The sequence below is a fragment of the Noviherbaspirillum saxi genome (assembly GCF_003591035.1).
Classification (GTDB): domain Bacteria; phylum Pseudomonadota; class Gammaproteobacteria; order Burkholderiales; family Burkholderiaceae_D; genus Noviherbaspirillum; species Noviherbaspirillum saxi.
Map to the genome: position 1 here is coordinate 1,144,196 of NZ_QYUO01000001.1, position 22,737 is coordinate 1,166,932.

The window sequence follows — 22,737 nt, forward strand, 5'->3', positions numbered from 1 at the left end:
TGATGAAAATGATTTTCGCAGGCGCAGCCGTATTGCTGTCGCTGAACGCATTTGCCGGCGGCAATATTGACGCCGGAAAGGCCGCCGCAGAGAAATTCAATTGTGCAGCCTGCCACGGCAAGGACTACAACACCCCGATCGATCCGAGCTATCCGAAACTCGCCGGTCAGCATAAGGATTACCTTGAGCAGTCCTTGATTTCCTATAAGCGCGGTGGTGATGGTGCCAATGGCCGCGGCAACGCGATCATGGGCGCACAAGCCAAACCGCTCTCGCGTCAGGACATCCAGAACATCGCCGCCTATCTGCATAGCCTTCCGGGAACACTGGTACTGCGTAAGTAATAACCAGGACGCAGCTTCTATGCGATACAAAAAATGCCACGCTAGTCGTGGCATTTTTGCGTTATGGCGATCCGATTCGGTTCGTCATACTCTAATGCTTCAAGTCTGCGCATTCCGGTTGAACACTGCACCTGCAAAGAAATCCAAGACTGTAGTCAGGCAGGCTGTCTCTGTTCACGACCGCCTGATACTTCACTCGCGGACGCAAGGAGGCAACGATGAAACTGGATGAACTCAAGCAAGGATTGTCGTCATTCTGGGATTCCATGGCAGAAGGGTGGCAACACATGCGACAGTCTGCCTCCACTGCACTGACTCGCTTCAAGCCTGGCGAAGCTACAAGTCTGCCTGTGAAGAGCGATGTTGACGACGCTTTCTTCATTCCATCCGGAACATGGTCCATGCTGGGCGGCGACATGTTCGAAGATGAGCGGCGTGTCGTGGTACGCCTTGAAATCCCGGGTCTGGACAAGAACGATTTCGTAATCGACGTGCAGGACGGTACATTGGTCGTCAGCGGAGAAAAACGCTTCGAGCGCGAAAGCACCGAGGGGCGCTATCGCGTACTGCAATGCGCATATGGCAGCTTCCGCAGGGCATTTCCCTTGTCTGTCGCGGTGCTGCCCGAGCAGGCGCAAGCCAGTTACAAGAATGGTGTGCTGCGCGTCGAATTGCCGAAGGCCAGCATGGAAGCGCCGCGCAAGACGTCGATCAAGGTAGAGTAATTTCGGCGACTGTATGCCGGAAAACGCGAGTCGCCTAGTGTAGTGTTTCACGTAGATTGAGACTGATAAAAGTGATGGATTTCGCGGCGAATCGAGGCGCACACCGCAGCAATAGCGAGCTATTGCGAGGATGTGCAACGAAGAGTCGGCGTGAAAGACGCACTTTTATGTCTCAAGAAGAGTGAAACACTACACTAGCGTCGTTTGACGCACTCGATATACGTGGCGCCATCCGGCGGCAAGCCGCTGCGCTGCGAATTCCAGATCATTTCACCCAGGCATTCCATCATTTCATGGTGGGCGTCATGTTCGGAGCCAAGCCGCTGCGCCAGGCTAAGAAAGGCGGAGCGAATGCCGGGCGGCTGGTCGATCGATATCTGCTCGGCGATCGACAAATGCATGGATAGATGGAGAAAGGGATTGCTTTGACCGCGCTCCACCGAGTAATCCGCCGCCAGGGCAGCTTCGGTATCTCCAAGTGCGTCAGCATATTCTTCGTGTTGCAGAATCCAGTCACGCGCGATCGCTTCGAGCGGAGTCAGAATTTCCCCTGAATGAACCTTGCGAAAGGTTTCGCAAAAGAAGCGTCGAACATCGTGCTGTGAAGGAGTGAACATCGGCGGTGTTTCGGAAGGGCGGAAAGCTTCATTGTATCGTCTGCGGCTGCCCGATGATGACAGCGGCTATACAGTCAGGACGATAGGACTCTAAATCCCCTTTTCCGGTAACGGTGTCTTGTCCTTGTATTCGCATAAATCGGCAATGATGCAATTCCAGCACTGCGGCTTGCGCGCAATGCAGGTGTAGCGGCCGTGCAGGATCAGCCAGTGATGCGCATCGTGCCGGAAATCCGTCGGGATGAACTTGAGCAGCTTGCGTTCGACCTCGTCGACGTTCTTGCCGGGGGCGATATTGGTACGGTTCGAAACGCGAAAGATGTGGGTGTCGACCGCAATCGTCGGTTCGCCGAATGCGGTGTTCAACACTACGTTCGCGGTCTTGCGGCCTACACCGGGCAAGGCTTGCAATGCTTCGCGCGAGCGCGGGACTTCGCCGTTGTGCTGCTCGATCAGCAAGCGGCAGGTTTCAATCACATTCTTCGCCTTGGTGCGGTACAGCCCTATGGTTTTGATATAGCTTTCGAGCTCTTCCGCTCCCAGCGCATGGATCGCTGCCGGCGTGTTTGCCACCAGATATAGCCGCCGTGTTGCCTTGTTGACCGATACGTCGGTTGCCTGTGCCGACAGGATCACCGCGATCAGAAGTTCGAAGGGCGTTGTGTACTCCAGTTCGGTGGTCGGCTGGGGATTCGCTTGGCGGAAGCGTTGGAAGATTTCCAGACGTTTTTCGGCGTTCATTGCTTGTCTTTGGCTTGTTCGTCGAGCTTGCTGTTGACTTCCGCTACCTGCTTGCGCACCGCAGGCGACAGATCTGCACATGTCGCCGTATCGGGTGCCGGCGTCGCAGCCATTTTTTCTTTTTGCAGGCGGGCGCGCTCCATAGCGGCCTGGATGATGGCTTTTTTCCGTTCCTGAGCCGCTTTTTCTTCAGGGTTTGGCGCCGCCTCGGCTTCCACTGTTTTCAGTTTCGCGGCAGCTTTGGCTGCGAGTCGCGCATCGTTTTCTTCCTTTTCGCGCCGCAGGCGAAACATGTGAAAGCGATGCCTTTCGCGCGCCGCATCGGCCTCTGCGCGCGACCATGCTCCCCATCCGCTCTTGCCCGGTGTGACATCGACCATGGAAATGCAGTCGACCGGACAGGGGGCTACGCACAGGTCGCAGCCGGTACACAGGTTGGCAACGACAGTGTGCATTTGTTTTGCCGCGCCAGCAATCGCATCGACCGGGCAAGCCTGGATGCACAAGGTACAACCGATGCACAAGGCATCATCGATCACCGCGACCGGGCGGACGCGTTCAACCCCGTTGATCGGATTCAGCGGAATGACGGGTTTGCCGAGCAGATTTGCCAGACGGGCAACGCCTTCGATACCACCCGGCGGGCATTGATTGTAGCCGGCGGTACCGGCCGCAATTGCCTCGGCATAGGGGCGGCATGCGGGATAGCCGCACTTCGTACATTGCGTTTGCGGCAGCAGGTCTTCGATCTGATCGGCGAGAGCGTTGGAGGAGGGCACGGCAGGGTTATGCAGGAAAAAACAGGATTATCCCGGTAAAACGGCGCGTCCACAAACGAAAAAGCCGTTCACCTTCACGGCGAACGGCTTGATGCGGGCGAAGACGCGGATCAGGCGTTGGCGCGGATGAACTCGCCGATCTTCGGGCAAATCACTTCACGCCAGCGACGGCCCGAGAAAATGCCGTAATGACCGCATTTGGGTGCAGTGAAATGCTGCTTCTTGTCTTTGGGGATGTTTGCGCAGAGATCATGCGCGGCTTGTGTCTGGCCGGTACCGGAAATGTCATCCAATTCGCCTTCGATGGTGAACAAGGCGACATTTTTGATATCTTGCGGACGTACCAGCTTGCCTTCGACTTCCCAAGTGCCTTTGGGCAACCGGAACTCCTGGAAAACCGTCTTGATGGTTTCCAGATAATATTCGGCCGGCATGTCGAGCACGGCATTGTATTCATCGTAGAACTTGCGATGCTCTTCAGCCGACTCGTTGTCGCCTTCGCGCAGATGCATGTAGAAATCCCAATGGCTTTGCGCATGGCGGCTCGGGTTCATCGCGACGAAACCTGCATGCTGCAGGAAGCCAGGGTAGACCTTGCGCCCGAATGCCGGATAGTTGGCCGGCACGCTGTAGATCACCTTGGTCTCAAACCAGGAAAACGGCTTTTCGGTTGCCAGGTTGTTGACCTGGGTCGGAGACTTGCGGGGGTCGATAGGGCCGCCCATCATCGTCATCGTTTTCGGCAGCTTCGGATCATTGGCACTGGCCATCAGCGAGATGGCGGCAAGAACCGGTACTGTCGGCTGGCAAACCGAAATGACATGCACATCAGGGCCGAGGCGGCGGATGAAATCCTGTACGTAGTAAATGTAGTCATGCAGATGAAACGCGCCTTCGCTCATCGGCACCATGCGTGCATCGGTCCAGTCGGTGATGAAAACGTCATGTTCCGACAACAGGGCGCGTACGGTATCGCGCAGCAGGGTGGAATGATGGCCGGAGAGCGGAGCGACCAGCAGCACGGTGGGCTGCTTCAGATTGGCGAATTGCTTGTCGCTCAAGTCTTTCTTGAAATGGATGAGTCGGCAGAACGGTTTCTGTTCGGCGATTTCTTCAAATACGCCAACCGATTTACCGGCGACGGGCACGGTCTTGATGCCGAATTCCGGTTTTTCGTAATCTTTGCCGAGGCGATAAAGTAGTTCGTAACCAGCCGCTATGCGCTGTGCATAGGGTGTATGCGCGAGAGGCGAAACTGGATTGGTAAAGAGCTTGGCCGAGGCTTCCGCCCATTGAATGAGCGGGTTCAGGAAAGTCCGATTCAACTCGTGAAATTGATAAAGCATAGTGGCCTCGTTCAAATGGTACCGGTGTCGCTAGATTCTGCAGTGAAATTTTCCGTGCTGCAATGCATCAACAACAATTTTTAGGTGTTTCTGTAAAAAAAGATGAGGCGGTAAATGTCGTACTCGTTTCTTTGTCAAGCAATTAAAGTTGGGACGGGAAACATCATTTCGAACTCTGCTCCTTTCCATAAAGTAACATAGCTTGAAAGCCTGCAGATACAAGTTTTCCGTATCGTTTTCGCTTTACGACAAACGACCTCACTGCAATGCACATAGGCGCCATGCAGTTTATTTAAGACCTATAAAGCGGCTGTCAATGTGATCTTCTACAGAGCAGCGGCATTTCCCGCTCCGCATGTCACTAAACGACGCAATATCGCAACACGGTGTATCGGTAAAGCACTACTTGATGAAAATTGCGGCTCTGACATTTGCCTTGCAACCAAAACCCAGCATAAGTTATGCCAACTTTTATCCAAGGCGTTGAACGCTCTTTTTCAGCTATTTATGCGCTTTTTCTTCGCTTGGCTGCGACATTAGACGATAATGTTGCGGTTTCGGTATCGGCCGGGTAAAGGCGTTAGCAAAGTCAATGTAATTTTTACTTCCATGATGTTCGCGGCAAACCAACATATGAAAATTAGGGTGTGGGCAGCAATCTTCATGCTGCTCATTCAGGCATTGCTGCCTTCCTTGATTCAGGCTGCTCCGAACTCAGGCTCGCTGGTCGAAATCTGTACCGCATTCGGCATCAAGAAAACAACGGTTTCCGAAGACGGTTCATCATCCTTTTCAAGCAATCCCTGTCCGATTTGCAACTTTGCGGACGCGTTTGCTTTGCCGGACGCTGCGCCGGCCATGCACGCGCCCACAGGTATTGCCAGGGCCTGTATTGCACCGATATCCACCGGTTACTCGCCGCACCCCATACTTTCACTGCATTTACGCGGTCCGCCCGCGACTCTCTGACTGGCAGTTGGCAAGCTCGTGTGCGGGTCGCGCTTCGATCTTGCGCATTACGTTTTCGACACACTGCCAAAGCCTTAACGAATTGACTGATATTCCGACGTTTGCGGAATGTCGGTTCCGCGTCATTTTGCTGGAACCCGGCGCGACAATTTCAATCCTTTCAACGACGTCTTGCTGCGCTGGTTGGCTCGGCGGGGCTTGTTGATGCTCAGTCTGAGTGTGGGCACATGCGTGATTCTATAAATCCTTCCCTTCGGCGGCAGCGGCGCTGCCTGCTGGTCTTTTCCATTTCTCCCTTATTCGTGGCGTCCGGATGGGCGCAAGGTATTGCCACTGAAAGAGCGCTGGAGCCGGTCACGGTTACCGCAACGCGTTCTCCCTTGGATCCGAATCTTCCGACCACGACGGAAAGCAGGACAGCGCAACAGTTACGTGAACAGAATTTCGTCAATGTGGAAGATGCGCTGCGGTATATGCCGGCGACGACTATCCGGAAACGCTATATCGGCGACCGCAATTCACTGATAGGCGGTCGCTCTTCGAGCGAGCTGCAGGCGCCGCGCGGTCTGGTGTATGCCGATGGCTATCTTGTCTCTCAGTTTCTCGGTCAGTTCAATGCACCGCGCTGGAACGTCGTTGCTCCGGAAGAACTGGCACGCATCGATGTGTTGTATGGGCCTTTTTCCGCGTTGTATCCGGGAAACTCGATCGGCACCACGGTAGTCATGACTACCCGTCAGCCCAAGCAATTCGAGGCATCTGCGCGCGTTCAGTACTTTACGCAAGACTTCGATGACGCCGGTTTTTCCGGGACTTATAGCGGCCATCAGGAAAGCGCATGGTTGGGGAACAAGAATGGCGACTGGAGCTATACGATCAGTGCCAATCGGCTCAAAAACAAAAGCCAGCCCATGCAGTATGTGACCCTGCAAACGCCGGCAACGGCGCGTGAAATTGCGGCAGCGGGTGTTATCCCAGCAGTAACCGGGGCGGTGGCTTCCACCGATCCCACCGGAAAACCCTGGTACCTCGCCGGTCCTATCGGCAGTGCAATCGAAGACAGCACCCAGGAACAGGTGAAGCTCAAGCTCGGCTACGATTTCACGAGCACGCTTTACGGAGAAGCCCTGTACACCTATTGGCATAACGACAGCCGGCGCAGCGGCGCAAGCATCTTGCGCGACGCGGCTGGCAATCCGGTGTACTCCGGCGTGGTGTCGATTGCCGGCACTCCCTATAACCTGCCGGCCAATGCCTATTCGCCGCAAAACGTGGAAGAAGGGCATGGCATGTTCGGCTTCACGCTCAAGACGCGTCACAAGACAGGCTGGAATGCTTCTGCCGTCGCAACGATCTACGACATTACTACCGATCTGACGCGCAGTGCGACCACCGCACCGCCCCTTGCATTGTCTGGCGGGCCAGGCACCTATGCCGACAACAGCGGCACCGGGTGGAAGACACTCGACCTGCAAAGTACCTACACGCCGGCGCTGGGCGAGGCGCATGCGATTGCGCTTGGCTACCACGTCAATCGTTATGACTTGCAGAACCGCACATCGGCAACTGTCGATTGGCGCAATGCCGGCCCGGCCAACAGCCTGTCCGCATTCGCCGGCAAGACCAGCCTGCAAGCCCTGTTTGCCCAGGATACCTGGAAGATCTCATCGCAATGGCTAAGCACTCTCGGCGTGCGCTATGAGGAATGGAAGGCGATGGAAGGCCGGCGAGAGAATGCGTCAGCGGTCGTGCCTTATGCGGACCGTAAGGAAAGCGCGTGGTCGCCCAAAGCCTCGCTGTCGTATATGCCGGGTGGAGATATCGTCGTGCGGGCATCGGTTGGCAAGGGTGTGCGCTTCCCGACCGTCGCGGAGCTGTTTCAGGGCTCCATCGTCGGCAATGTCCTGGTCAACAATAATCCGTTGCTGCAGCCGGAGAGTTCGCTGGCGAAAGAGCTGAATGTGGAAAAGGGATTCGGCTGGAATGAAATTGCCGGAACCTTGCGCGCATCGATATTCGAAGACGATATTCACGACACCATCCTCAGCCAGACCAATACCCTGGTTTTTCCCAATATCACCAACATCCAGAACATCGATCGCGTGCGCACACGAGGCATCGAATTCTCGGGCAACCTCAATGACTTCCTGCTCAAAGGCCTGGAGTTGACGGGAAACATCACTTTTGCCCGTTCCGTCATTCTGGAAAATACCAACAATCCGGCAAGCATAGGCAAAAAATGGGTGCGCGTGCCGCGCGTTCGTGCCAATCTGATTGCAAGCTATCGTGCGGGTGAACAATGGCTGGCCAGTGTCGCACTCCGTCATTCAGGCCGTCAGTACAATAATCTGGATAACAGCGACATCAATCCGAATACCTATGGCGGTACGTCCAGCTATACGGTGTGGGATGCCAAGGCGCGCTACCGCATCAACAAGCAGCTGGAGGCTTCGTTCGGTGTGAACAACCTGTTCGACAAGAAGTACTACGTGTTTCACCCTTATCCGGGCCGCAGCCTGTTTGGAGAATTGCATGCAAGCTTTTAAACGTGGCGCCGTCATCCTGCTGGGCTTGGCTGCTGCATGGATGTCGACTCAAGCTGCAACCGCCCAGCATCAACACGGCACGCAGCCTGCAGCAAAGGTGGAGTTGGGGACGTCTGCTGCAGTCGATCGCGAAGGCAAGCTCTGGATCGTCGGCAAGGAAGCATCCGGGCAAGCCCAATATGTATTCGTGCAGACGTCTAGCGATGGCGGAAAGACATGGTCCGCTGCGCGACGTGTACAGCAGCATCCGGAACCTGTATCGGCCGAAGGTGAGAATCGTCCCAAGATCGCTTTCGGTGGCGGAAACGACATCTACATTACCTACACCAAGCCCTTGGACAAACCCTATACCGGCGAAATCCGGATGGTGCGTTCGGTCGATGGCGGCAAGACCTATCTGCCGCCCGTTACCGTACATGCGAATCGCGATGTCATCACGCATCGCTTTGAATCCCTGATTGTCGACAAGGAGGGCAGGGTATATGTCGCCTGGATAGACAAGCGCGACATGCACGCCGCGCTCGCACGCAAGCAGAGGTATGCGGGTGCCGCGCTCTACTACGCGGTGTCGGAAGATGGCGGCGCGAGTTTCAAGGGCGACTACAAGATCGCCGACCATTCCTGTGAGTGCTGCCGCATTGCACTTGCACTCAATCCTCAAGGCCGCCCGGTCGCATTGTGGCGGCACGTGTTCGAACCCAATGCACGCGATCATGCATTGATGGAGCTGACGCCGGATGGCAAACTGAGCACTCTCTCCCGTGCCAGCTTCGACGATTGGCGTGTGGATGCATGTCCTCATCATGGGCCGGGTCTAGCGTTTTCCGCCGACGGCACGCGTCATCAGACCTGGTTCAATGTGTCGCAAGGGGAAGGCGGCGTGTTCTATGCGAGCACGGATGCAACGGGAAAACTTGGCAAACCGCAGCGCATCGGCTCGGCACAGGCCGCGCATGCCGATGTTGCCGTACACGGTGATAACGTCGTCGTAGTGTGGAAGCAGTTCGACGGCAAAGCCACCGCTATCCTCGGGAAAATGTCGTCGGATGGCGGCAAGGCTTGGGCGGAAACGACGCTCGCGCAAACTACGGGCGCATCCGATCAGCCGCGCCTGGTGGCGAGTGGCGCCGGCATAGTGCTGGTATGGCGCACGCAAAACGAAGGCGTGCAAACCGTGACGGTAGACAGGAGGCAGGCATGGCGATAAAAGCGCGTAATCTCGTGGCAAGCTTGCTGCTGGCAACAACGGCGGCAGCGGCACACGCTGCGACGATCCAGGCTTTCGAGCCCGATACGCTTGAGCGGATCGTCGCACAGCAAAAAGGCAAGGCCTTTGTCTTCGTGGTCTGGTCGCTTGACTGCGAATACTGTCAGGCGAGCCTGAAAACGCTGAGCCAGGAAAAGCGCAAGCGCAAGGATTTGCAAGTAGTCACGCTCGCCACCGATCCGGTAGCAGATCCGCAGGCGGTCGCGCTGATGAAAAAGAAACTCGAATCCGTCGGCATGAGCGCCAATGCCTGGGCATACGGCAATGCGCCGCCCGAGCAACTCAGATATGCGCTCGACCAGAAATGGCATGGTGAAAAGCCACGCAGCTACTGGTTCAATGCCAGGGGCGAACGGGTCGCCTACTCTGGAGTTATTACCGCGGAAACCATTGCGAAAATGACAGCGCGTTGACCGGTGGGGGAGGGCGCACGTGGTCAGCGGCGCTCGGCGTGCGCGTAACCCCGCATTGCGACATCGCCCGGCAGGGGGAAGGATTTGCGATTCGCTGCTTGCCAAAAGCCATGAATTCCTGCACTATTGGTCCAACCCGGCTATAACACTGCTGAAAAATCCATGTCTTTCGCACGCTTTTACTTTTATTTTCACTTTAGCTATTCCAGCCCAACGGCGGTGGAGAAGCGGTAAGCGCACGAAATAAAAGAGCCAAACCGAATCCTAGAAAAACCGCCAGTGATGGCGGTTTTTTCATTTGTACAGTTTTAAAACTTTTTACTGGAGAAGAAACATGCCGCGCACCGACGACTTACGCATCCGAGAAATGAAAGAACTGATTCCGCCTTCACATCTCATCCGCGAGTTTTCTTGCAGCGAGCATGTCGCCACCACGGCCGCGAATGCGCGACTGGCGTTACATCGCATTTTGCATGGGCAGGATGACCGGGTCATGGTCGTGATCGGCCCTTGCTCAATCCACGACACCAAGGCTGCGATGGAGTATGCGCGCCGCCTGGTCAAGGAGCGTGATCGCTTTGCCGGCGAACTCGAAATCATCATGCGCGTGTATTTCGAAAAGCCACGTACTACAGTTGGCTGGAAAGGCTTGATCAACGATCCGTACATGGATAACAGCTTCCGCATCAATGATGGTTTGCGCATGGCGCGCGAGCTGCTGATGAACATCAATGAACTCGGTCTGCCGGCAGGCACGGAATTTCTCGACGTGATCAGCCCGCAGTATGTGGCCGACCTGATCAGCTGGGGTGCGATCGGCGCACGCACCACCGAATCGCAGGTCCACCGCGAACTCGCATCCGGCTTGTCTTGCCCGGTCGGCTTCAAGAACGGCACCGACGGCAATATCAAGATTGCAGTCGATGCAATCAAGGCGGCATCGCAACCGCACCATTTTCTCTCCGTCACCAAGGGCGGTCATTCGGCCATCGTCTCCACTAGCGGCAACGAAGACTGCCATATCATTCTGCGCGGCGGCAAGGCGCCGAACTATGACGCGGCGAGCGTTGACACCGCCTGCAAGGAAATCGCCGGAAACGGTCTCGCATCGCGCCTGATGATCGACGCCTCGCACGCAAACAGCTCGAAGAAGCCCGAGAACCAGGTGCCGGTATGCGCCGACATCGGAAAGCAGATCGCTGACGGCGATACGCGTATCGTCGGCGTGATGATCGAATCGCACCTCGTCGCGGGTCGCCAGGATCTGGTACCGGGCAAGGAACTCACCTATGGTCAATCGGTGACTGATGGCTGCATCGACTGGGAGTCCAGTGTCAAGGTGCTCGAAGGGCTGGCGGAAGCGGTCAGGCAGCGTCGCTTGCAGGAACGCGATTAATATCGCCGTGCGATTGAGGCTGCGGATCGCGGAAACAATAGCGGTCCGCAGCCCAGCGTCTGCTGATGATGGAGACGGAAAGAGTCAGACGCTTAAAACCGCTTGGTCAACGTCATCTGCTCACCTTCGCGACGCATTTCGGTGCGGTTAAGGAACGACATGCCAAGCAGGATGATGGGCAGTCCCTGCTCCTGCACAACGGCGTCCACCTGGTTGAGTTCGATGTCGCCGACCTTGACCGTATTCAGCTTCACGCGATAGGCGGGGACTGCGCCGTTGGCCGTGTTGAGGTAAGCGACTTGTCCTTTGCGGTAATCGATGCCAAGTCGCACCGCATCGGACGCCGGCATGGCGATCATCGTCGCGCCGGTATCCAGCAACATGCGTACGCTGCCGCCATTGATCTGACCCGGAACCATGTAATGTCCACGTCCGTCGGCCTGCAGCGTCACGCTGGCACGGCCGGTTGACGACGAATTGCGGTTCACATGCTCGCCGATCGAGATCGTTTGGCGCTTGCCGTTGGCTTCAATCGTCGCCGACGACTCGGTCGCACTGACCAATCGCATTCCCTCTGTAATCGTGGCCCCGACCGAAAAGGTCTTCGGCGATCCGCCATCGATGACGAGTACCGCCTTGTTCGGAAACAGACCGACAACGCTGACGTCGGCCGCCTGGGCGAATGCTGTGCAACAGAAGAGACCGGCAAGGAAAGTCGAGCGCATGAGCTGGTGACGGCAAATTGAGTGAATGAATCTGGCGGCTGGCGCCGAACCTGCTCAAAGAATAGCATTAACTCTTGCCCATCAACAACTCGATCCAACGGACAATAATTTGCCGCCGTGTTCATTTCTGACTGGCTGACGAATGCCGGCCATGCCGGAAATGTTTGTCCTATCCGGTCAATCGCGGAAATTATTGAATTCCAGTGGTAGCTCGCTCACTTCCTTGCGCAGCAGTGCCATTGCCGATTGCAGGTCGTCACGCTTGGCGCCGGTAATGCGCACTGCATCGCCCTGAATGCTGGCCTGGACTTTCATCTTGCTGTCCTTGATGATGCGGACGATTTTCTTGGCCGCATCCGACTCGATGCCCTTGCGGATCTTGATGACCTGCTTCACCTTGTCGCCGCCGATTTTTTCAACCTTGCCAATATCAAGAAAACGGACGTCGACATTGCGCTTGACCATCTTTCCGGTCAGGACGTCGCGTACCTGACCGAGCTGGAATTCGCTGTCGGCATAGGCGGTCAGTTCATGTTCCTTTTGTTCTACGCGGGCATCGCTGCCCTTGAAGTCGAAGCGGGTGGTGATTTCCTTGTTCGACTGATCGATGGCATTCTTGACTTCAATGATATTGGCTTCGGAAACGACATCAAATGACGGCATGGCTATTCTTTCTTGCGATATATATGAGGATGTATAACCCGGCGGCGTAGTGATTTTTTTATTGCGCGCAGACTTGTCATGCTGAAAACACCGGCTCATTCTAGCTGACAAAAAATCGGGTGGCTAGATTCGCGACCCTCTATAATTTCAGCCCTATGACTGCAGCGCTTCCTATCCGGCACAATTTTCCCCTCAGGCATTTGAATACCTTCGGTATCGATGCGCAGGCTCACGCCTATCTTCCGGTCACATCGAACACCATGCTCGACATCATACGGCGCGATGCGCAATGGTCGACCATGCCACGCCTGGTATTGGGAGGCGGCAGCAATCTCATACTGACCGGCGACTATCCCGGTCTGGTGCTGCATATGGCAACCCAAGGCATAGCAGTGATTGCTGAAGACCAGCGGTTCACTTACGTGAAGGCGGCGGCCGGCGAGAACTGGCATCGCTTCGTATTGTGGACGCTGGACCACGGCATGGGCGGGCTGGAAAACCTGTCACTGATTCCGGGAAGCGTGGGGGCTGCGCCTATCCAGAACATCGGCGCCTATGGGGTTGAAATCAAGGACTGCTTCCATGCATTGACAGCCTATGATTTTAAGAGCGGCGAGCTGCTGACTCTCAACGCTGCCGATTGCGGTTTTGCCTACCGCGACAGCATCTTCAAACATGCATTTCGCGATCGCGCCGTCATCCTTGACGTGACGTTTGCGTTGCCTAAGCAATGGCAAGCGAATCTGCAGTATGCCGATGTCGCGCAGGAGCTTGCTTCAAGCGGCATTGCAACGCCGAGCCCGTCGCAAGTCAGCGACGCGGTGATTGCCATTCGCGCACGCAAATTACCCGACCCTGCCAAGATAGGCAATGCCGGAAGTTTCTTCAAGAACCCGGTCGTATCCAGGGAGCAGCGCGATGCATTGCTGACGCAGCATGCGCAATTGGTCAGCTATGCGCAGGCCGATGGTACATTCAAGCTGGCGGCCGGTTGGCTGATCGATCAGTGCGGCTGGAAGGGCAAGACGCTCGGCGCAGCTGGCGTCTATGAAAAGCAGGCTCTGGTGCTGGTCAATCGCGGCGGTGCGAAGGGCAGGGATGTGACCAGACTGGCAGAGGCGATCCAGGCGGATGTGATGGCACGTTTCTCAGTGAGGCTTGAGCCCGAGCCCGTATTCGTATGAACCGCCTTGCTGCATGATTGGTATAAGAATGTAAAAAAGGGCAAGCCTGAGCTTGCCCTTTTTTGTTTTCATCTCCCGCCGAGGGGACAGAATTTTACGCAGCTACAAAGTGGCAAACGTAATCCAGCGTTTCCAGCGTTTCGATATCGAAGCTGGAATTGCCTGGCACATTGAAGCTCTGGCCGCCTTCATAAGTGTTCCATGCCTCTTCACCCTTGAGACGAATGCGGCATTTGCCGGCATTCAGTTCCATCACTTCCGGTGCGCCGGTATTAAAGGTCAGCGAGGACGGAAAAATCACGCCTATGGTTTTCTTGGTGCCGTCCGCGAACAGAACGGAGTGCGAAACGCACTTGCCGTCGAAGTAGATGTTGGCTTTCTTGACGACGGAAACGTTGTCGAATTGTGTGCTCATGGTGTCGTGTCTGATGTTGAAATGGTTTTCGTTATTTATCGCCGTCATTGTCCAGGCGCGGCAGCGCAACGGACGGATTTGCCGTCAGCAAGCCGGCTTTGCCGTAGATGCCGAGCTTTTGGCGTGTATCGGTGATGTCCAGATTGCGCATCGTCAGTTGTCCAATGCGGTCTTGCGGCGTGAATGCACCTTCGCCTTTTTCCATCGTCAGGCGTTCCGGTTGATAGGTCAGGTTGGCCGATTCGGTGTTCAGGATCGAGTAGTCATTGCCGCGGCGCAGTTCCAGCGTGACTTCGCCGGTGATCGCGCGCGCGACCCAGCGCTGCGACGCTTCGCGCAGCATGATCGCCTGCGGATCGAACCAGCGGCCCTGGTAGAGCAGACGTCCGAGCTTGCGGCCGTTATCGCGGTATTGCTCGATCGTGTCTTCGTTGTGGATGCCCGTGACCAGACGTTCGTAGGCGATGAACAATAGCGCCAGACCAGGTGCTTCGTAGATGCCGCGGCTCTTCGCTTCGATGATGCGGTTTTCGATCTGGTCGCTCATGCCGAGTCCGTGGCGGCCGCCGATGCGGTTCGCTTCCATCAGCAGATCGACCGCATTCGAATAGGCGATGCCGTTCAGTGCGACCGGACGTCCTTCCTCGAAACGGATGCTGACTTCCTCGCGCTTGATCTCGACGTCGTCGCGCCAGAATGCGACGCCCATGATCGGCTCGACGATCTTCATGCCGCTGTTCAGGTGTTCGAGATCTTTCGCTTCATGCGTGGCACCCAGCATGTTGGAGTCGGTCGAGTAGGCCTTCTCGACCGACATCTTGTAGTTGAAGCCGGACTTGATCATGAACTCCGACATTTCCTTGCGGCCGCCGAGTTCCTGGATGAAGCGGTCATCGAGCCAGGGCTTGTAGATTCTCAGCGCTGGATTCACCAGCAAACCGTAGCGATAGAAACGTTCGATGTCGTTGCCCTTGAACGTGCTGCCGTCGCCCCAGATATCGACCTTGTCTTCCTGCATGGCGGCCACCAGCATGGTGCCGGTGACTGCACGGCCCAGCGGCGTGGTGTTGAAGTAGGTGATGCCGGCGGTCGAAATGTGGAATGCGCCGCTTTGCAGCGCGGCGATGCCTTCCGCGACCAGTTGTTCGCGGCAATCGATCAGGCGCGCCTGTTCGGCGCCGTACTGCCTGGCTTTTTCCGGGATCGCGTTGTAGTCAGGTTCGTCGGGCTGACCCAGATTCGCGGTGTACGCGTAAGGGATCGCCCCCTTCTGGCGCATCCAGTGCAGTGCTGCGCTGGTGTCTAGCCCGCCGGAAAAGGCGATGCCCACTTTTTGGTTGACGGGAACGGACTGAAGTATGGTCGACATGATTTTTGCTTCGCTTGCTGGAATTGTGATTGTGAATGGGACGATGGGAAACGTTACCGATTAATTGAGTTTGCCCAGGACCAGGTACTCAAGCAGCGCCTTCTGCACGTGCAAACGGTTCTCGGCTTCGTCCCACACCACCGATTGCGGGCCGTCGATCACTTCGGCGGCGACTTCCTCGCCACGGTGCGCCGGCAGGCAATGCATGAAGAGGGCGTCGGCATTGGCGCGCTTCATCTTCTCGGCGTCGACGATCCAGCCGTCGAAGGCTTTCAGTCGCGCCGCGTTTTCTTCTTCGTAGCCCATGCTGGTCCAGACGTCGGTGGTCACGAGATCCGCGCCCGCGCACGCATCGGACGGATTGGCGAAGAAGGTGTAATTACTGTTGCCCGATGCAACCAGCGACTGGTCGATTTCGTAGCCCTTCGGCGTCGAGACGTTGACATGGAAGCCGAAGATCTGCGCTGCCTGCAGCCAGGAGTAGAGCATGTTGTTGGCGTCGCCGATCCACGCGACAGTCTTGTCCTTGATGGAGCCGCGATGCTCGATATACGTGAACACGTCGGCCAGCACCTGGCAGGGATGATGTTCATTGGTCAGGCCATTGATGACCGGTACGCGCGAGTGGCCGGCAAAGCGATCGATGATGTCCTGCCCGAAGGTGCGGACCATGATGATGTCGCACATGCGGGACATGACCTGTGCCGCATCTTCTACCGGTTCGCCGCGGCCGAGCTGGCTGTCGCGGGTGTTCAGGTAGATCGCCGCGCCGCCGAGCTGATGCATGCCGGCCTCGAAGGACAGGCGGGTCCGCGTCGAGTTCTTTTCGAACACCATCACCAGAGTGCGGTCGAGCAGCGTGTGGTGCGGCTCGTAATTCTTGAATTTGCGCTTGATGATTCGGCTACGTTCGATCACGTAGTCGAATTCATCAAGCGTAAAGTCAGAAAACTGCAGGAAGTGTTTGATAGCCATAAATGGAAACGGCGGCAAGTGCTTGGTTGGCTCCTGCCGCCGGATGGTTGTAAGCCGTTCAATTATAAGAGATTTTCTGTCGAAAGGATAACAGACCGGTATCCTGGTCGGTACCTTGTAGCTTAGTAAAGCTTCTGCGAAGACTCATGCACCAGCTGTTGGTAAAGAGCATGACGCAGCGGCACAATCTCGCCCGATTCGACTGCTTCCAGCACGGCGCAACCCGGTTCGTTCAAATGATGGCAGTTGTAGAACTTGCAATTTCCCAGGCGTGGTCCGAACTCGAGGAATGCTCTTTCCAGCATGCCCTCGGTCAGGTGATACAGCCCGAACTCCTGGAATCCCGGTGAATCGATGATGGCGCTGTGGTCGTCAATGGCGAACAGGCGGGTGAAGGTCGTGGTGTGCTTGCCGGAATCAAGTGCCGCGGAAATTTCGCGCGTCGCCAGCTCGGCGTCCGGAACCAGCAGGTTGATCAACGACGACTTGCCCATGCCCGACTGTCCAATGAGAATCGTCGATTGACCGTCCAGCAAAGGCTTGAGCGTTGCGCAAGTCTGCTCGGGGTTCCTGCGGGCCGACACCTCATGGATCGGATAACCGAGCCGTGCATACATGCCCAGGCGCTCGCGGGTTTTGGGCAGCAGCTCCGTCACATCGACCTTGTTGAGGATGATGTGCGCATCGATGCCGCCCGCTTCGGCGGCTACCAGGGCGCGCGATACCAGATCGTCCGAATAGCCTGGCTCGGTCGCAACCACGATAAACAGCTGGGTCACATTGGCTGCAAGCAGTTTCGATTTGTATTGGTCGGAGCGATAGAGCAGGGTTTTGCGCTCGCCGATCGACTCGATCACGCCCTGATTGGCCGAAGTCTTTTTCAGTTCGACCATATCGCCTACCGCGACATCGCTTTTCTTGCCTCGCGTGACGCACTGCAATTTTTCATCGCCTGCCTGCACCAGGTAATGCCGTCCATGTGCGGCGATCACGGTGCCGGTACCGCATGCTCCTGCTACTGTCACTGCGCGGCTTGCCGGTAGATCGCGTCCAGCTTCGCGGCGCTGATGAAATCATTTTCCGAAATGCCGCCGCGTCCTCCATTGACGGAATGCGTATCGAACTTCGCGACGCAGCGGTTGTAGGTGATAATCAATTCCGGATGGTGGTCGTCGGCATGAATCACGTAGGCAATTGCATTCACGAACGCCAGCGTCTGGTAATAGTTCTTGAATGCAAAGGTCTTGACGACCTTGCCATCCTGCAGCGCCCAGCCGTCGACGGCGGCAAGGTGCTCGGTGATTTCGGCTTCGGTAAGCGCGGTTTCGGTATGCCGGCCTCGTTTTTGAATCAGTTCTGCAGCGGTGACCATGATGAATTCCTTATTGGCTGGCGAGTAGATGTTGGATGCGCACGCTCGCCGGCGGATGCGAATCGTAGAAGGCGGAATGCAAGGGATCCGGCGTCAGCGTGGATGCGTTGTCTTCGTACAGTTTGACCAGGGCCGATACCAGATCGTTGGCATCGGTGTATTGGGCGGCGAAGGCGTCCGCCTCGAATTCGTGCTTGCGCGATGTGATCGATGACAGCGGCGAAAACACGAAGGTAAAGACCGGCAAGACAAGCATGAACAGAATCAGGGCCATCGCGTCGTTATTTCCCAGCAGCATCGGGTCGACGCCAAGTCCGGTGTAGAACCAGACCTGCGTTTTCAGATAGCCGAGCAGTGCCAGGAAGGCGAGCGATATCGCGAACATCACCACGATGCGCTTGACGATATGCTTGAGCTTGAAATGCCCCAGTTCATGGGCGAGCACCGCTTCAATTTCCTGCGGCCCCAGGCGGGCAAGCAGAGTGTCGAAAAACACGATGCGCTTGGCCGCGCCAAAGCCGGAAAAATAGGCATTGCCATGCGCGCTGCGCTTGGAGCCGTCCATCACGAACAGGCCCTTGGACGCAAAACCGACACGCTGCATCAGGCCTTCGATGCGCGCACGCAGGCTTTCATCCTGCAGCGGCGTGAACTTGTTGAACAGCGGCGCAATGACAGTCGGGTAGAGCACCAGCATCAGCAACTGGAAGCTGATCCACACGATCCACGCATAGAGCCACCACAGATCGCCGGACTTGTCCATCAGCGTCAGGATCACCCACACCAGCGGCAATCCGATTACGACGCCGACGACAGTGTTCTTGATGAGATCGGTGATGAATAGACGCAATGTCATCTTGTTGAAGCCGAATTTTTCTTCCAGCACAAATTGCTTGTAATAGTCGAAAGGCAGCTCGATCAGCGCGGAAATCAAACCGAAACTGGCGAGCAGGGCAAGCTGGTATCCCATGCCGGGACCGGTGAGCTTGAACAGGCTGACCGACAGCCACTGGAGACCGCCAAACAGCGTGAAGCCGATCAGCACGATGGTATTGACCATCAGAGTGATCATGCCCAGCTTGGTCCGGGCGACCGTGTAATCGGCCGCTTTCTGGTGTGCATACAATGGAATCTTTTCCGCAAATTCGGCCGGAACCGCAGCGCGATGGGCCAGCACGTGACGGATGTGCCGCGAGCCAAGCCAGAAGCGCAGTAGCACGGTAAGTCCGAGGAAGCTGACGAACAAGACGGAAAACGCAAATGAAGACATGCTGTGCCTGTGAGAAAATGGCGGTTTACCAAGGAACAAATTATGTCACAAGCTACTGAAACCAATACCAATAACAGCACCGGCGCAAACGTTCGCCCGAATGAATTCAATCTGGTCTGGGTCGACATGGAAATGACCGGACTGGACCCCGACTCCGACCGCATCATCGAAATTGCGGTGATCGTCACCGACTCCAATCTGAATGTCCTGGCCGAGGGCCCGGTGTTTGCAATTCATCAACCCGATGAAGTGCTGGACAAGATGGATTCCTGGAACAAGGGCACGCATGGCCGTTCGGGGCTGATCGATCGCGTCAAGGCTTCCACCGTCACTGAAGCCGATGCAGAGGCAGCGCTTATCGAGTTTTTGAAGCGCTACGTGCCCTCGGGCAAGGCGCCGATGTGCGGAAATTCGATCTGCCAGGACCGTCGCTTCATGGTGCGCGGCATGCCCAAGCTGGAAGCGTTTTTCCATTATCGCAATCTCGATGTGTCGACGCTCAAGGAATTGTGCAAGCGCTGGAAGCCCGAGATCGCGTCCGGTTTCAAGAAGCACCAGAAACATACCGCCCTGGCCGACATTACCGAATCGATCGAGGAACTGCGCTATTACCGTGAGCATTTCATCAAGGTTTGAACCGCCTGCGAGTTGTCTTCCTGTTCATCGGCTTTTGGCATGACTACGCCGGATTCGACTTCGGGTCCGGGAGCCGGTAAACTTCAGTCCCCTTTTTTCAAAGCCGAAACATGGCCTCCGCTCCAGATACACCGTCGACCGAAGCGCTCGACGTCACCCCCGACACCCGCAAGGTTCCGACCGAACTGATCGCCAGGGAGGTCGCACGCCGTCGTACCTTCGGCATTATTTCCCACCCGGACGCCGGTAAAACCACGCTGACCGAAAAGCTTTTGCTGTTTTCAGGCGCGATCCAGCTTGCCGGTACCGTCAAGGCACGTAAAAGCGGCCGCCATGCGACTTCCGACTGGATGGAAATCGAAAAGCAGCGCGGCATTTCGGTTGCCAGTTCCGTCATGCAGTTTGAATACCGCGACCATGTGGTCAATCTGCTTGACACGCCGGGGCACCAGGATTTTTCCGAGGATACCTATCGCGTGCTGACGGCGGTGGATTCGGCGCTGATGGTGATTGACGCCGCCAAGGGCGTCGAGGAGCAGACGATCAAGCTGCTGAACGTCTGCCGCATGCGTGCGACGCCCATCCTGACGTTCATGAACAAGATGGACCGCGAGACGCGCGATCCGCTGGAATTGCTGGATGAAGTCGAATCGGTGCTGAAGATACAGTGCGCGCCGGTAACTTGGCCTATCGGCATGGGCAAGAATTTCCGTGGCGTCTACCATCTGTTGCGTGACGAAATCCTGTTGTTCAAGGCAGGCGAGGAACGGGCCGACCAGGAGTTCGAAGTCATCAAGGGCATCGACAATCCGCGTCTGACGGAAATGTTCCCGCTGGAAATCGAACAGCTGAAAATGGAAGTGGAACTGGTGCACGGTGCTTCGCATCCGTTCGACCTCGACGCTTTCCTGGCCGGTACCCAGACCCCGGTATTTTTCGGCTCGGCGATCAATAACTTCGGCGTGCGCGAGATTCTCAACGCGCTGCTCGACTGGGCGCCAGCCCCGCGTTCGCGCGATGCTTCCGTGCGGGCTGTCGAGCCGGTCGAAGCGCCGTTCTCGGGCTTCGTGTTCAAGATCCAGGCCAATATGGATCCCGCCCACCGCGACCGGATTGCATTTCTGCGCGTCTGTTCCGGGCGTTTCGAACGTGGCATGAAAGTCAAGCACCTGCGCCTGAACCGCGAAATCAAGGTCTCTAGCGTGGTCACCTTCATGGCGTCCAGCCGCGAACAGGTGGAAGAAGCTTATGCCGGCGACATCATCGGCTTGCCCAACCACGGCAACATGCAGATCGGCGACAGCTTCTCTGAAGGCGAATTGCTGCAGTTCACCGGCATTCCGTATTTTGCGCCGGACTTTTTCCGTTCGGTACGCATTCGCAATCCGCTCAAGATCAAGCAGTTGCATAAAGGCTTGCAGCAGCTGGGCGAAGAAGGTGCGGTGCAGGTGTTCAAGCCGGTGCATGGCGGCGACCTGGTATTGGGCGCGGTCGGCGTGCTGCAGTTTGAGGTGGTCGCCAGCCGCTTGCTGAATGAATACGGCGTCGATGCGGTGTTCGAGGGTACAAGCATCAGCAGCGCCCGCTGGATTTCCAGTGACGACAAGAAGGCCCTGGCTGACTTCGAGAGGTCGTCGGCCGGCGCCAATATTGCGTTCGACGCGGCAAACAACATGGCTTATCTGGCAACGTCCGGTGTCAATCTCAAGCTGACGCAGGAACGCTGGCCGCAATTGACCTTCCACGCAACCCGCGAGCATGCGGTAAAGGTCGGCTAGTGACTCACTAGAAAATAAGGCCGGCAGTCGTCAGGCTGTTCACGGTGAGAGTGCATGACAGACGTGGCATGCACCTGGTTTTCATAACAGTGCCTTGTTTACTGCAAGGCACTGTTATTTTAAGAGCAAGCTTTATTTCCTGGCGAAATTTTGCGTGTTCCCTACAGATATTTAGAGCGCTTTCGTCCTGACTATACCGTCAATCCCGGGCGATTTGCTTGCGGCACTGCGTTGCGCCTCCTTGCCATGGCTCGCCATGTCGCGTCGCCACGCCTTGTTCCGCAAGCAAATCGCCTCGGGCTTGCCTGATCCACTCAGGACGAAAGCGCTCTAGTATTTCCCTTCTATATACGGGGGAATAGGCGGACCTTGAAGATGCGTTTGAGGTAAATCAAACAGGCCGAAAGGCCACCGCCTATACTCTCCCAACGTTTTAAATCCTGCCATTTTCGCAATTATTTGATGCGTCGAAGCCGGCACGCTTCTCGCTCCATCTTTGCTATTGCGCTCCAACAGTCAAAGGATATGCATGCTTACTGCAACCTACGCCACTATTGCCATCGCTACCGAACAGGACAAAACCCGCAACATGCTTTGCCGCCTGCAGCAATACGTCGAGACGGCGTGGAAGAGTCTGCACAATCTTGATCTTGCCTTTCTGGATACGGCATTCGGCAAGCTCACTCAATTCGACCGCTATTTCCGCTCGCGCAAGATCGACTTGTACCTGATTCCTACATTGCAAGGAGTCAACAGGGAAGCCGACATCATCATCACCGAGATCGCGGGAAGCAGTTCGAAAGCGGGCAGCGTACTGCGTTCTGTCGGCGAGCAGCTGGGGAGCGTTTTCGAATTCCGCAGCGCCAAGGCGAATGAGTTATTCCATTCCATGTATATGTATTGCCGTCATGTGTCGGTGCGTATCGAGAGGGAAGAGAAAGAACTGCTGCCGCTATCGCGCAGGCTGCTTTCCGTCGACCAATGGTTTTCGATTGCTGCACAATTTCTTGCCGATGATGCAACCGGCCCGGGCAATCGGCATGGCCATGCTATAGGATCGTCTTCATCGTCTTCCTCCAGGAGCTCCCGCTCCACTATCAATCTGCATTAAGTCAGCATTAACAACGCTTCTCTCACTACCTGACTGAATCGTACTGACGTTCGGTTCAGTCAAGGCATGTACGCCGCGCGTAATTGATCGTGCTTT

Annotated in this window: 23 protein-coding genes; 11 read left to right on the top strand and 12 right to left on the bottom strand. The window is 56.3% G+C overall.

Annotation, left to right across the window (positions count from 1 at the left end; all coding sequences use genetic code 11):
- Positions 1-2 precede the first annotated feature (2 nt).
- Together D3871_RS05500 and D3871_RS05505 are read left to right on the top strand one after the other, a co-directional pair.
- A complete protein-coding gene (locus D3871_RS05500) occupies positions 3-344 on the top strand; it encodes a c-type cytochrome (protein ID WP_119769913.1) in 342 nt (113 codons plus the stop codon).
- Between the two features lie 218 nt (positions 345-562).
- Complete coding sequence (locus tag D3871_RS05505; RefSeq protein ID WP_119767972.1) at positions 563-1,069, top strand: Hsp20/alpha crystallin family protein; 507 nt, start codon at positions 563-565, stop codon at positions 1,067-1,069.
- A gap of 194 nt (positions 1,070-1,263) precedes the next feature.
- On the opposite strand, the gene D3871_RS05510 is transcribed toward D3871_RS05505, so the two are convergent.
- From D3871_RS05510 to D3871_RS05525, 4 genes are all read right to left on the bottom strand, one after another.
- On the bottom strand, positions 1,264-1,686 hold the full coding sequence (locus D3871_RS05510) for a DUF1841 family protein (protein ID WP_119767973.1): 423 nt from the start codon (positions 1,684-1,686) through the stop codon (positions 1,264-1,266).
- A 90-nt stretch (positions 1,687-1,776) separates the two neighbouring features.
- Complete coding sequence (gene nth, locus D3871_RS05515; RefSeq protein ID WP_119767974.1) at positions 1,777-2,427, bottom strand: endonuclease III; 651 nt, start codon at positions 2,425-2,427, stop codon at positions 1,777-1,779.
- On the bottom strand, positions 2,424-3,206 hold the full coding sequence (gene rsxB, locus D3871_RS05520; protein ID WP_233575521.1) for an electron transport complex subunit RsxB: 783 nt from the start codon (positions 3,204-3,206) through the stop codon (positions 2,424-2,426). Before rsxB ends, nth begins: the two co-directional genes overlap by 4 nt.
- A gap of 110 nt (positions 3,207-3,316) precedes the next feature.
- Positions 3,317-4,552 carry a polyhydroxyalkanoate depolymerase gene (locus D3871_RS05525; RefSeq protein ID WP_119767976.1) on the bottom strand — a complete coding sequence of 412 codons (1,236 nt, stop codon included), beginning with the start codon at positions 4,550-4,552 and terminating at the stop codon, positions 3,317-3,319.
- A 633-nt stretch (positions 4,553-5,185) separates the two neighbouring features.
- Between D3871_RS05525 and D3871_RS29715 the strand changes: the two genes are divergently transcribed.
- The 5 genes from D3871_RS29715 to aroG all read left to right on the top strand — a co-directional run bounded on the left by D3871_RS29715 (position 5,186) and on the right by aroG (position 11,143).
- On the top strand, positions 5,186-5,521 hold the full coding sequence (locus D3871_RS29715; protein ID WP_338016833.1) for a DUF2946 family protein: 336 nt from the start codon (positions 5,186-5,188) through the stop codon (positions 5,519-5,521).
- A 227-nt stretch (positions 5,522-5,748) separates the two neighbouring features.
- Positions 5,749-8,067 (top strand): TonB-dependent receptor, encoded by a 2,319-nt coding sequence (locus D3871_RS05530; protein WP_119767977.1) that lies wholly within the window; start codon positions 5,749-5,751, stop codon positions 8,065-8,067.
- A complete protein-coding gene (locus tag D3871_RS05535; protein ID WP_119767978.1) occupies positions 8,054-9,274 on the top strand; it encodes a sialidase family protein in 1,221 nt (406 codons plus the stop codon). Before D3871_RS05530 ends, D3871_RS05535 begins: the two co-directional genes overlap by 14 nt.
- Positions 9,265-9,747, top strand: a complete 483-nt coding sequence (locus tag D3871_RS05540; RefSeq protein ID WP_119767979.1) for a thioredoxin domain-containing protein — start codon at positions 9,265-9,267, stop codon at positions 9,745-9,747. Before D3871_RS05535 ends, D3871_RS05540 begins: the two co-directional genes overlap by 10 nt.
- A gap of 334 nt (positions 9,748-10,081) precedes the next feature.
- The gene (aroG, locus tag D3871_RS05545; protein ID WP_119767980.1) at positions 10,082-11,143 is read left to right on the top strand and encodes a 3-deoxy-7-phosphoheptulonate synthase AroG; all 1,062 of its coding nucleotides are present in this window, start codon (positions 10,082-10,084) and stop codon (positions 11,141-11,143) included.
- 92 nt (positions 11,144-11,235) lie between these two features.
- On the opposite strand, the gene D3871_RS05550 is transcribed toward aroG, so the two are convergent.
- Positions 11,236-11,868: a retropepsin-like aspartic protease family protein gene (locus D3871_RS05550; RefSeq protein ID WP_119767981.1), complete on the bottom strand. Its 633-nt coding sequence runs from the start codon at positions 11,866-11,868 to the stop codon at positions 11,236-11,238.
- 177 nt (positions 11,869-12,045) lie between these two features.
- Positions 12,046-12,531, bottom strand: a complete 486-nt coding sequence (locus D3871_RS05555; protein WP_119767982.1) for a YajQ family cyclic di-GMP-binding protein — start codon at positions 12,529-12,531, stop codon at positions 12,046-12,048.
- Positions 12,532-12,686: 155 nt separating this feature from the next.
- Here D3871_RS05555 and murB point away from each other — a divergent pair, with 155 nt between their 5' ends.
- Positions 12,687-13,715, top strand: coding sequence for a UDP-N-acetylmuramate dehydrogenase (gene murB / locus D3871_RS05560; protein WP_119767983.1), 1,029 nt, complete (start codon positions 12,687-12,689; stop codon positions 13,713-13,715).
- Positions 13,716-13,809: 94 nt separating this feature from the next.
- Here the strand turns inward: murB and ppnP are convergent, their stop codons facing one another.
- The 6 genes from ppnP to D3871_RS05590 form a co-directional block, all read right to left on the bottom strand.
- Positions 13,810-14,130: a pyrimidine/purine nucleoside phosphorylase gene (gene ppnP, locus D3871_RS05565; protein WP_119769914.1), complete on the bottom strand. Its 321-nt coding sequence runs from the start codon at positions 14,128-14,130 to the stop codon at positions 13,810-13,812.
- Between the two features lie 31 nt (positions 14,131-14,161).
- Positions 14,162-15,499 (bottom strand): argininosuccinate synthase, encoded by a 1,338-nt coding sequence (argG, locus tag D3871_RS05570; protein ID WP_119767984.1) that lies wholly within the window; start codon positions 15,497-15,499, stop codon positions 14,162-14,164.
- 60 nt (positions 15,500-15,559) lie between these two features.
- Positions 15,560-16,474, bottom strand: coding sequence for an ornithine carbamoyltransferase (argF, locus tag D3871_RS05575; RefSeq protein WP_119767985.1), 915 nt, complete (start codon positions 16,472-16,474; stop codon positions 15,560-15,562).
- Positions 16,475-16,596: 122 nt separating this feature from the next.
- Positions 16,597-17,499, bottom strand: a complete 903-nt coding sequence (gene rsgA / locus D3871_RS05580; RefSeq protein ID WP_119767986.1) for a ribosome small subunit-dependent GTPase A — start codon at positions 17,497-17,499, stop codon at positions 16,597-16,599.
- Complete coding sequence (locus D3871_RS05585; protein ID WP_119767987.1) at positions 17,496-17,846, bottom strand: 4a-hydroxytetrahydrobiopterin dehydratase; 351 nt, start codon at positions 17,844-17,846, stop codon at positions 17,496-17,498. Before D3871_RS05585 ends, rsgA begins: the two co-directional genes overlap by 4 nt.
- A 10-nt stretch (positions 17,847-17,856) precedes the next feature.
- Positions 17,857-19,116, bottom strand: coding sequence for a M48 family metallopeptidase (locus tag D3871_RS05590; protein WP_119767988.1), 1,260 nt, complete (start codon positions 19,114-19,116; stop codon positions 17,857-17,859).
- Between the two features lie 42 nt (positions 19,117-19,158).
- Between D3871_RS05590 and orn the strand changes: the two genes are divergently transcribed.
- The 3 genes from orn to D3871_RS05605 all read left to right on the top strand — a co-directional run bounded on the left by orn (position 19,159) and on the right by D3871_RS05605 (position 22,641).
- Positions 19,159-19,752, top strand: coding sequence for an oligoribonuclease (gene orn / locus D3871_RS05595; RefSeq protein ID WP_119767989.1), 594 nt, complete (start codon positions 19,159-19,161; stop codon positions 19,750-19,752).
- A gap of 110 nt (positions 19,753-19,862) precedes the next feature.
- Positions 19,863-21,530 (top strand): peptide chain release factor 3, encoded by a 1,668-nt coding sequence (locus D3871_RS05600; RefSeq protein WP_119767990.1) that lies wholly within the window; start codon positions 19,863-19,865, stop codon positions 21,528-21,530.
- Between the two features lie 529 nt (positions 21,531-22,059).
- On the top strand, positions 22,060-22,641 hold the full coding sequence (locus D3871_RS05605) for a hypothetical protein (RefSeq protein WP_119767991.1): 582 nt from the start codon (positions 22,060-22,062) through the stop codon (positions 22,639-22,641).
- Positions 22,642-22,737: the final 96 nt, after the last annotated feature.

Excerpts from the sequence above, each read along its gene's own strand:
- D3871_RS05555 (WP_119767982.1), bottom strand. The coding sequence starts at position 12,531 with ATGCCGTCATTTGATGTCGTTTCCGAAGCCAATATCATTGAAGTCAAG.
- D3871_RS05535 (WP_119767978.1), top strand. The coding sequence starts at position 8,054 with ATGCAAGCTTTTAAACGTGGCGCCGTCATCCTGCTGGGCTTGGCTGCT.
- D3871_RS05590 (WP_119767988.1), bottom strand. The coding sequence starts at position 19,116 with ATGTCTTCATTTGCGTTTTCCGTCTTGTTCGTCAGCTTCCTCGGACTT.
- aroG (WP_119767980.1), top strand. The coding sequence starts at position 10,082 with ATGCCGCGCACCGACGACTTACGCATCCGAGAAATGAAAGAACTGATT.
- D3871_RS05500 (WP_119769913.1), top strand. The coding sequence starts at position 3 with ATGAAAATGATTTTCGCAGGCGCAGCCGTATTGCTGTCGCTGAACGCA.
- nth (WP_119767974.1), bottom strand. The coding sequence starts at position 2,427 with ATGAACGCCGAAAAACGTCTGGAAATCTTCCAACGCTTCCGCCAAGCG.
- D3871_RS05605 (WP_119767991.1), top strand. The coding sequence starts at position 22,060 with ATGCTTACTGCAACCTACGCCACTATTGCCATCGCTACCGAACAGGAC.
- D3871_RS05540 (WP_119767979.1), top strand. The coding sequence starts at position 9,265 with ATGGCGATAAAAGCGCGTAATCTCGTGGCAAGCTTGCTGCTGGCAACA.
- argF (WP_119767985.1), bottom strand. The coding sequence starts at position 16,474 with ATGGCTATCAAACACTTCCTGCAGTTTTCTGACTTTACGCTTGATGAA.
- D3871_RS05525 (WP_119767976.1), bottom strand. The coding sequence starts at position 4,552 with ATGCTTTATCAATTTCACGAGTTGAATCGGACTTTCCTGAACCCGCTC.
- D3871_RS05530 (WP_119767977.1), top strand. The coding sequence starts at position 5,749 with ATGCGTGATTCTATAAATCCTTCCCTTCGGCGGCAGCGGCGCTGCCTG.
- D3871_RS05505 (WP_119767972.1), top strand. The coding sequence starts at position 563 with ATGAAACTGGATGAACTCAAGCAAGGATTGTCGTCATTCTGGGATTCC.
- ppnP (WP_119769914.1), bottom strand. The coding sequence starts at position 14,130 with ATGAGCACACAATTCGACAACGTTTCCGTCGTCAAGAAAGCCAACATC.
- D3871_RS05510 (WP_119767973.1), bottom strand. The coding sequence starts at position 1,686 with ATGTTCACTCCTTCACAGCACGATGTTCGACGCTTCTTTTGCGAAACC.
- murB (WP_119767983.1), top strand. The coding sequence starts at position 12,687 with ATGACTGCAGCGCTTCCTATCCGGCACAATTTTCCCCTCAGGCATTTG.
- argG (WP_119767984.1), bottom strand. The coding sequence starts at position 15,499 with ATGTCGACCATACTTCAGTCCGTTCCCGTCAACCAAAAAGTGGGCATC.
- D3871_RS29715 (WP_338016833.1), top strand. The coding sequence starts at position 5,186 with ATGAAAATTAGGGTGTGGGCAGCAATCTTCATGCTGCTCATTCAGGCA.
- D3871_RS05550 (WP_119767981.1), bottom strand. The coding sequence starts at position 11,868 with ATGCGCTCGACTTTCCTTGCCGGTCTCTTCTGTTGCACAGCATTCGCC.
- D3871_RS05600 (WP_119767990.1), top strand. The coding sequence starts at position 19,863 with ATGGCCTCCGCTCCAGATACACCGTCGACCGAAGCGCTCGACGTCACC.
- orn (WP_119767989.1), top strand. The coding sequence starts at position 19,159 with ATGTCACAAGCTACTGAAACCAATACCAATAACAGCACCGGCGCAAAC.
- D3871_RS05585 (WP_119767987.1), bottom strand. The coding sequence starts at position 17,846 with ATGGTCACCGCTGCAGAACTGATTCAAAAACGAGGCCGGCATACCGAA.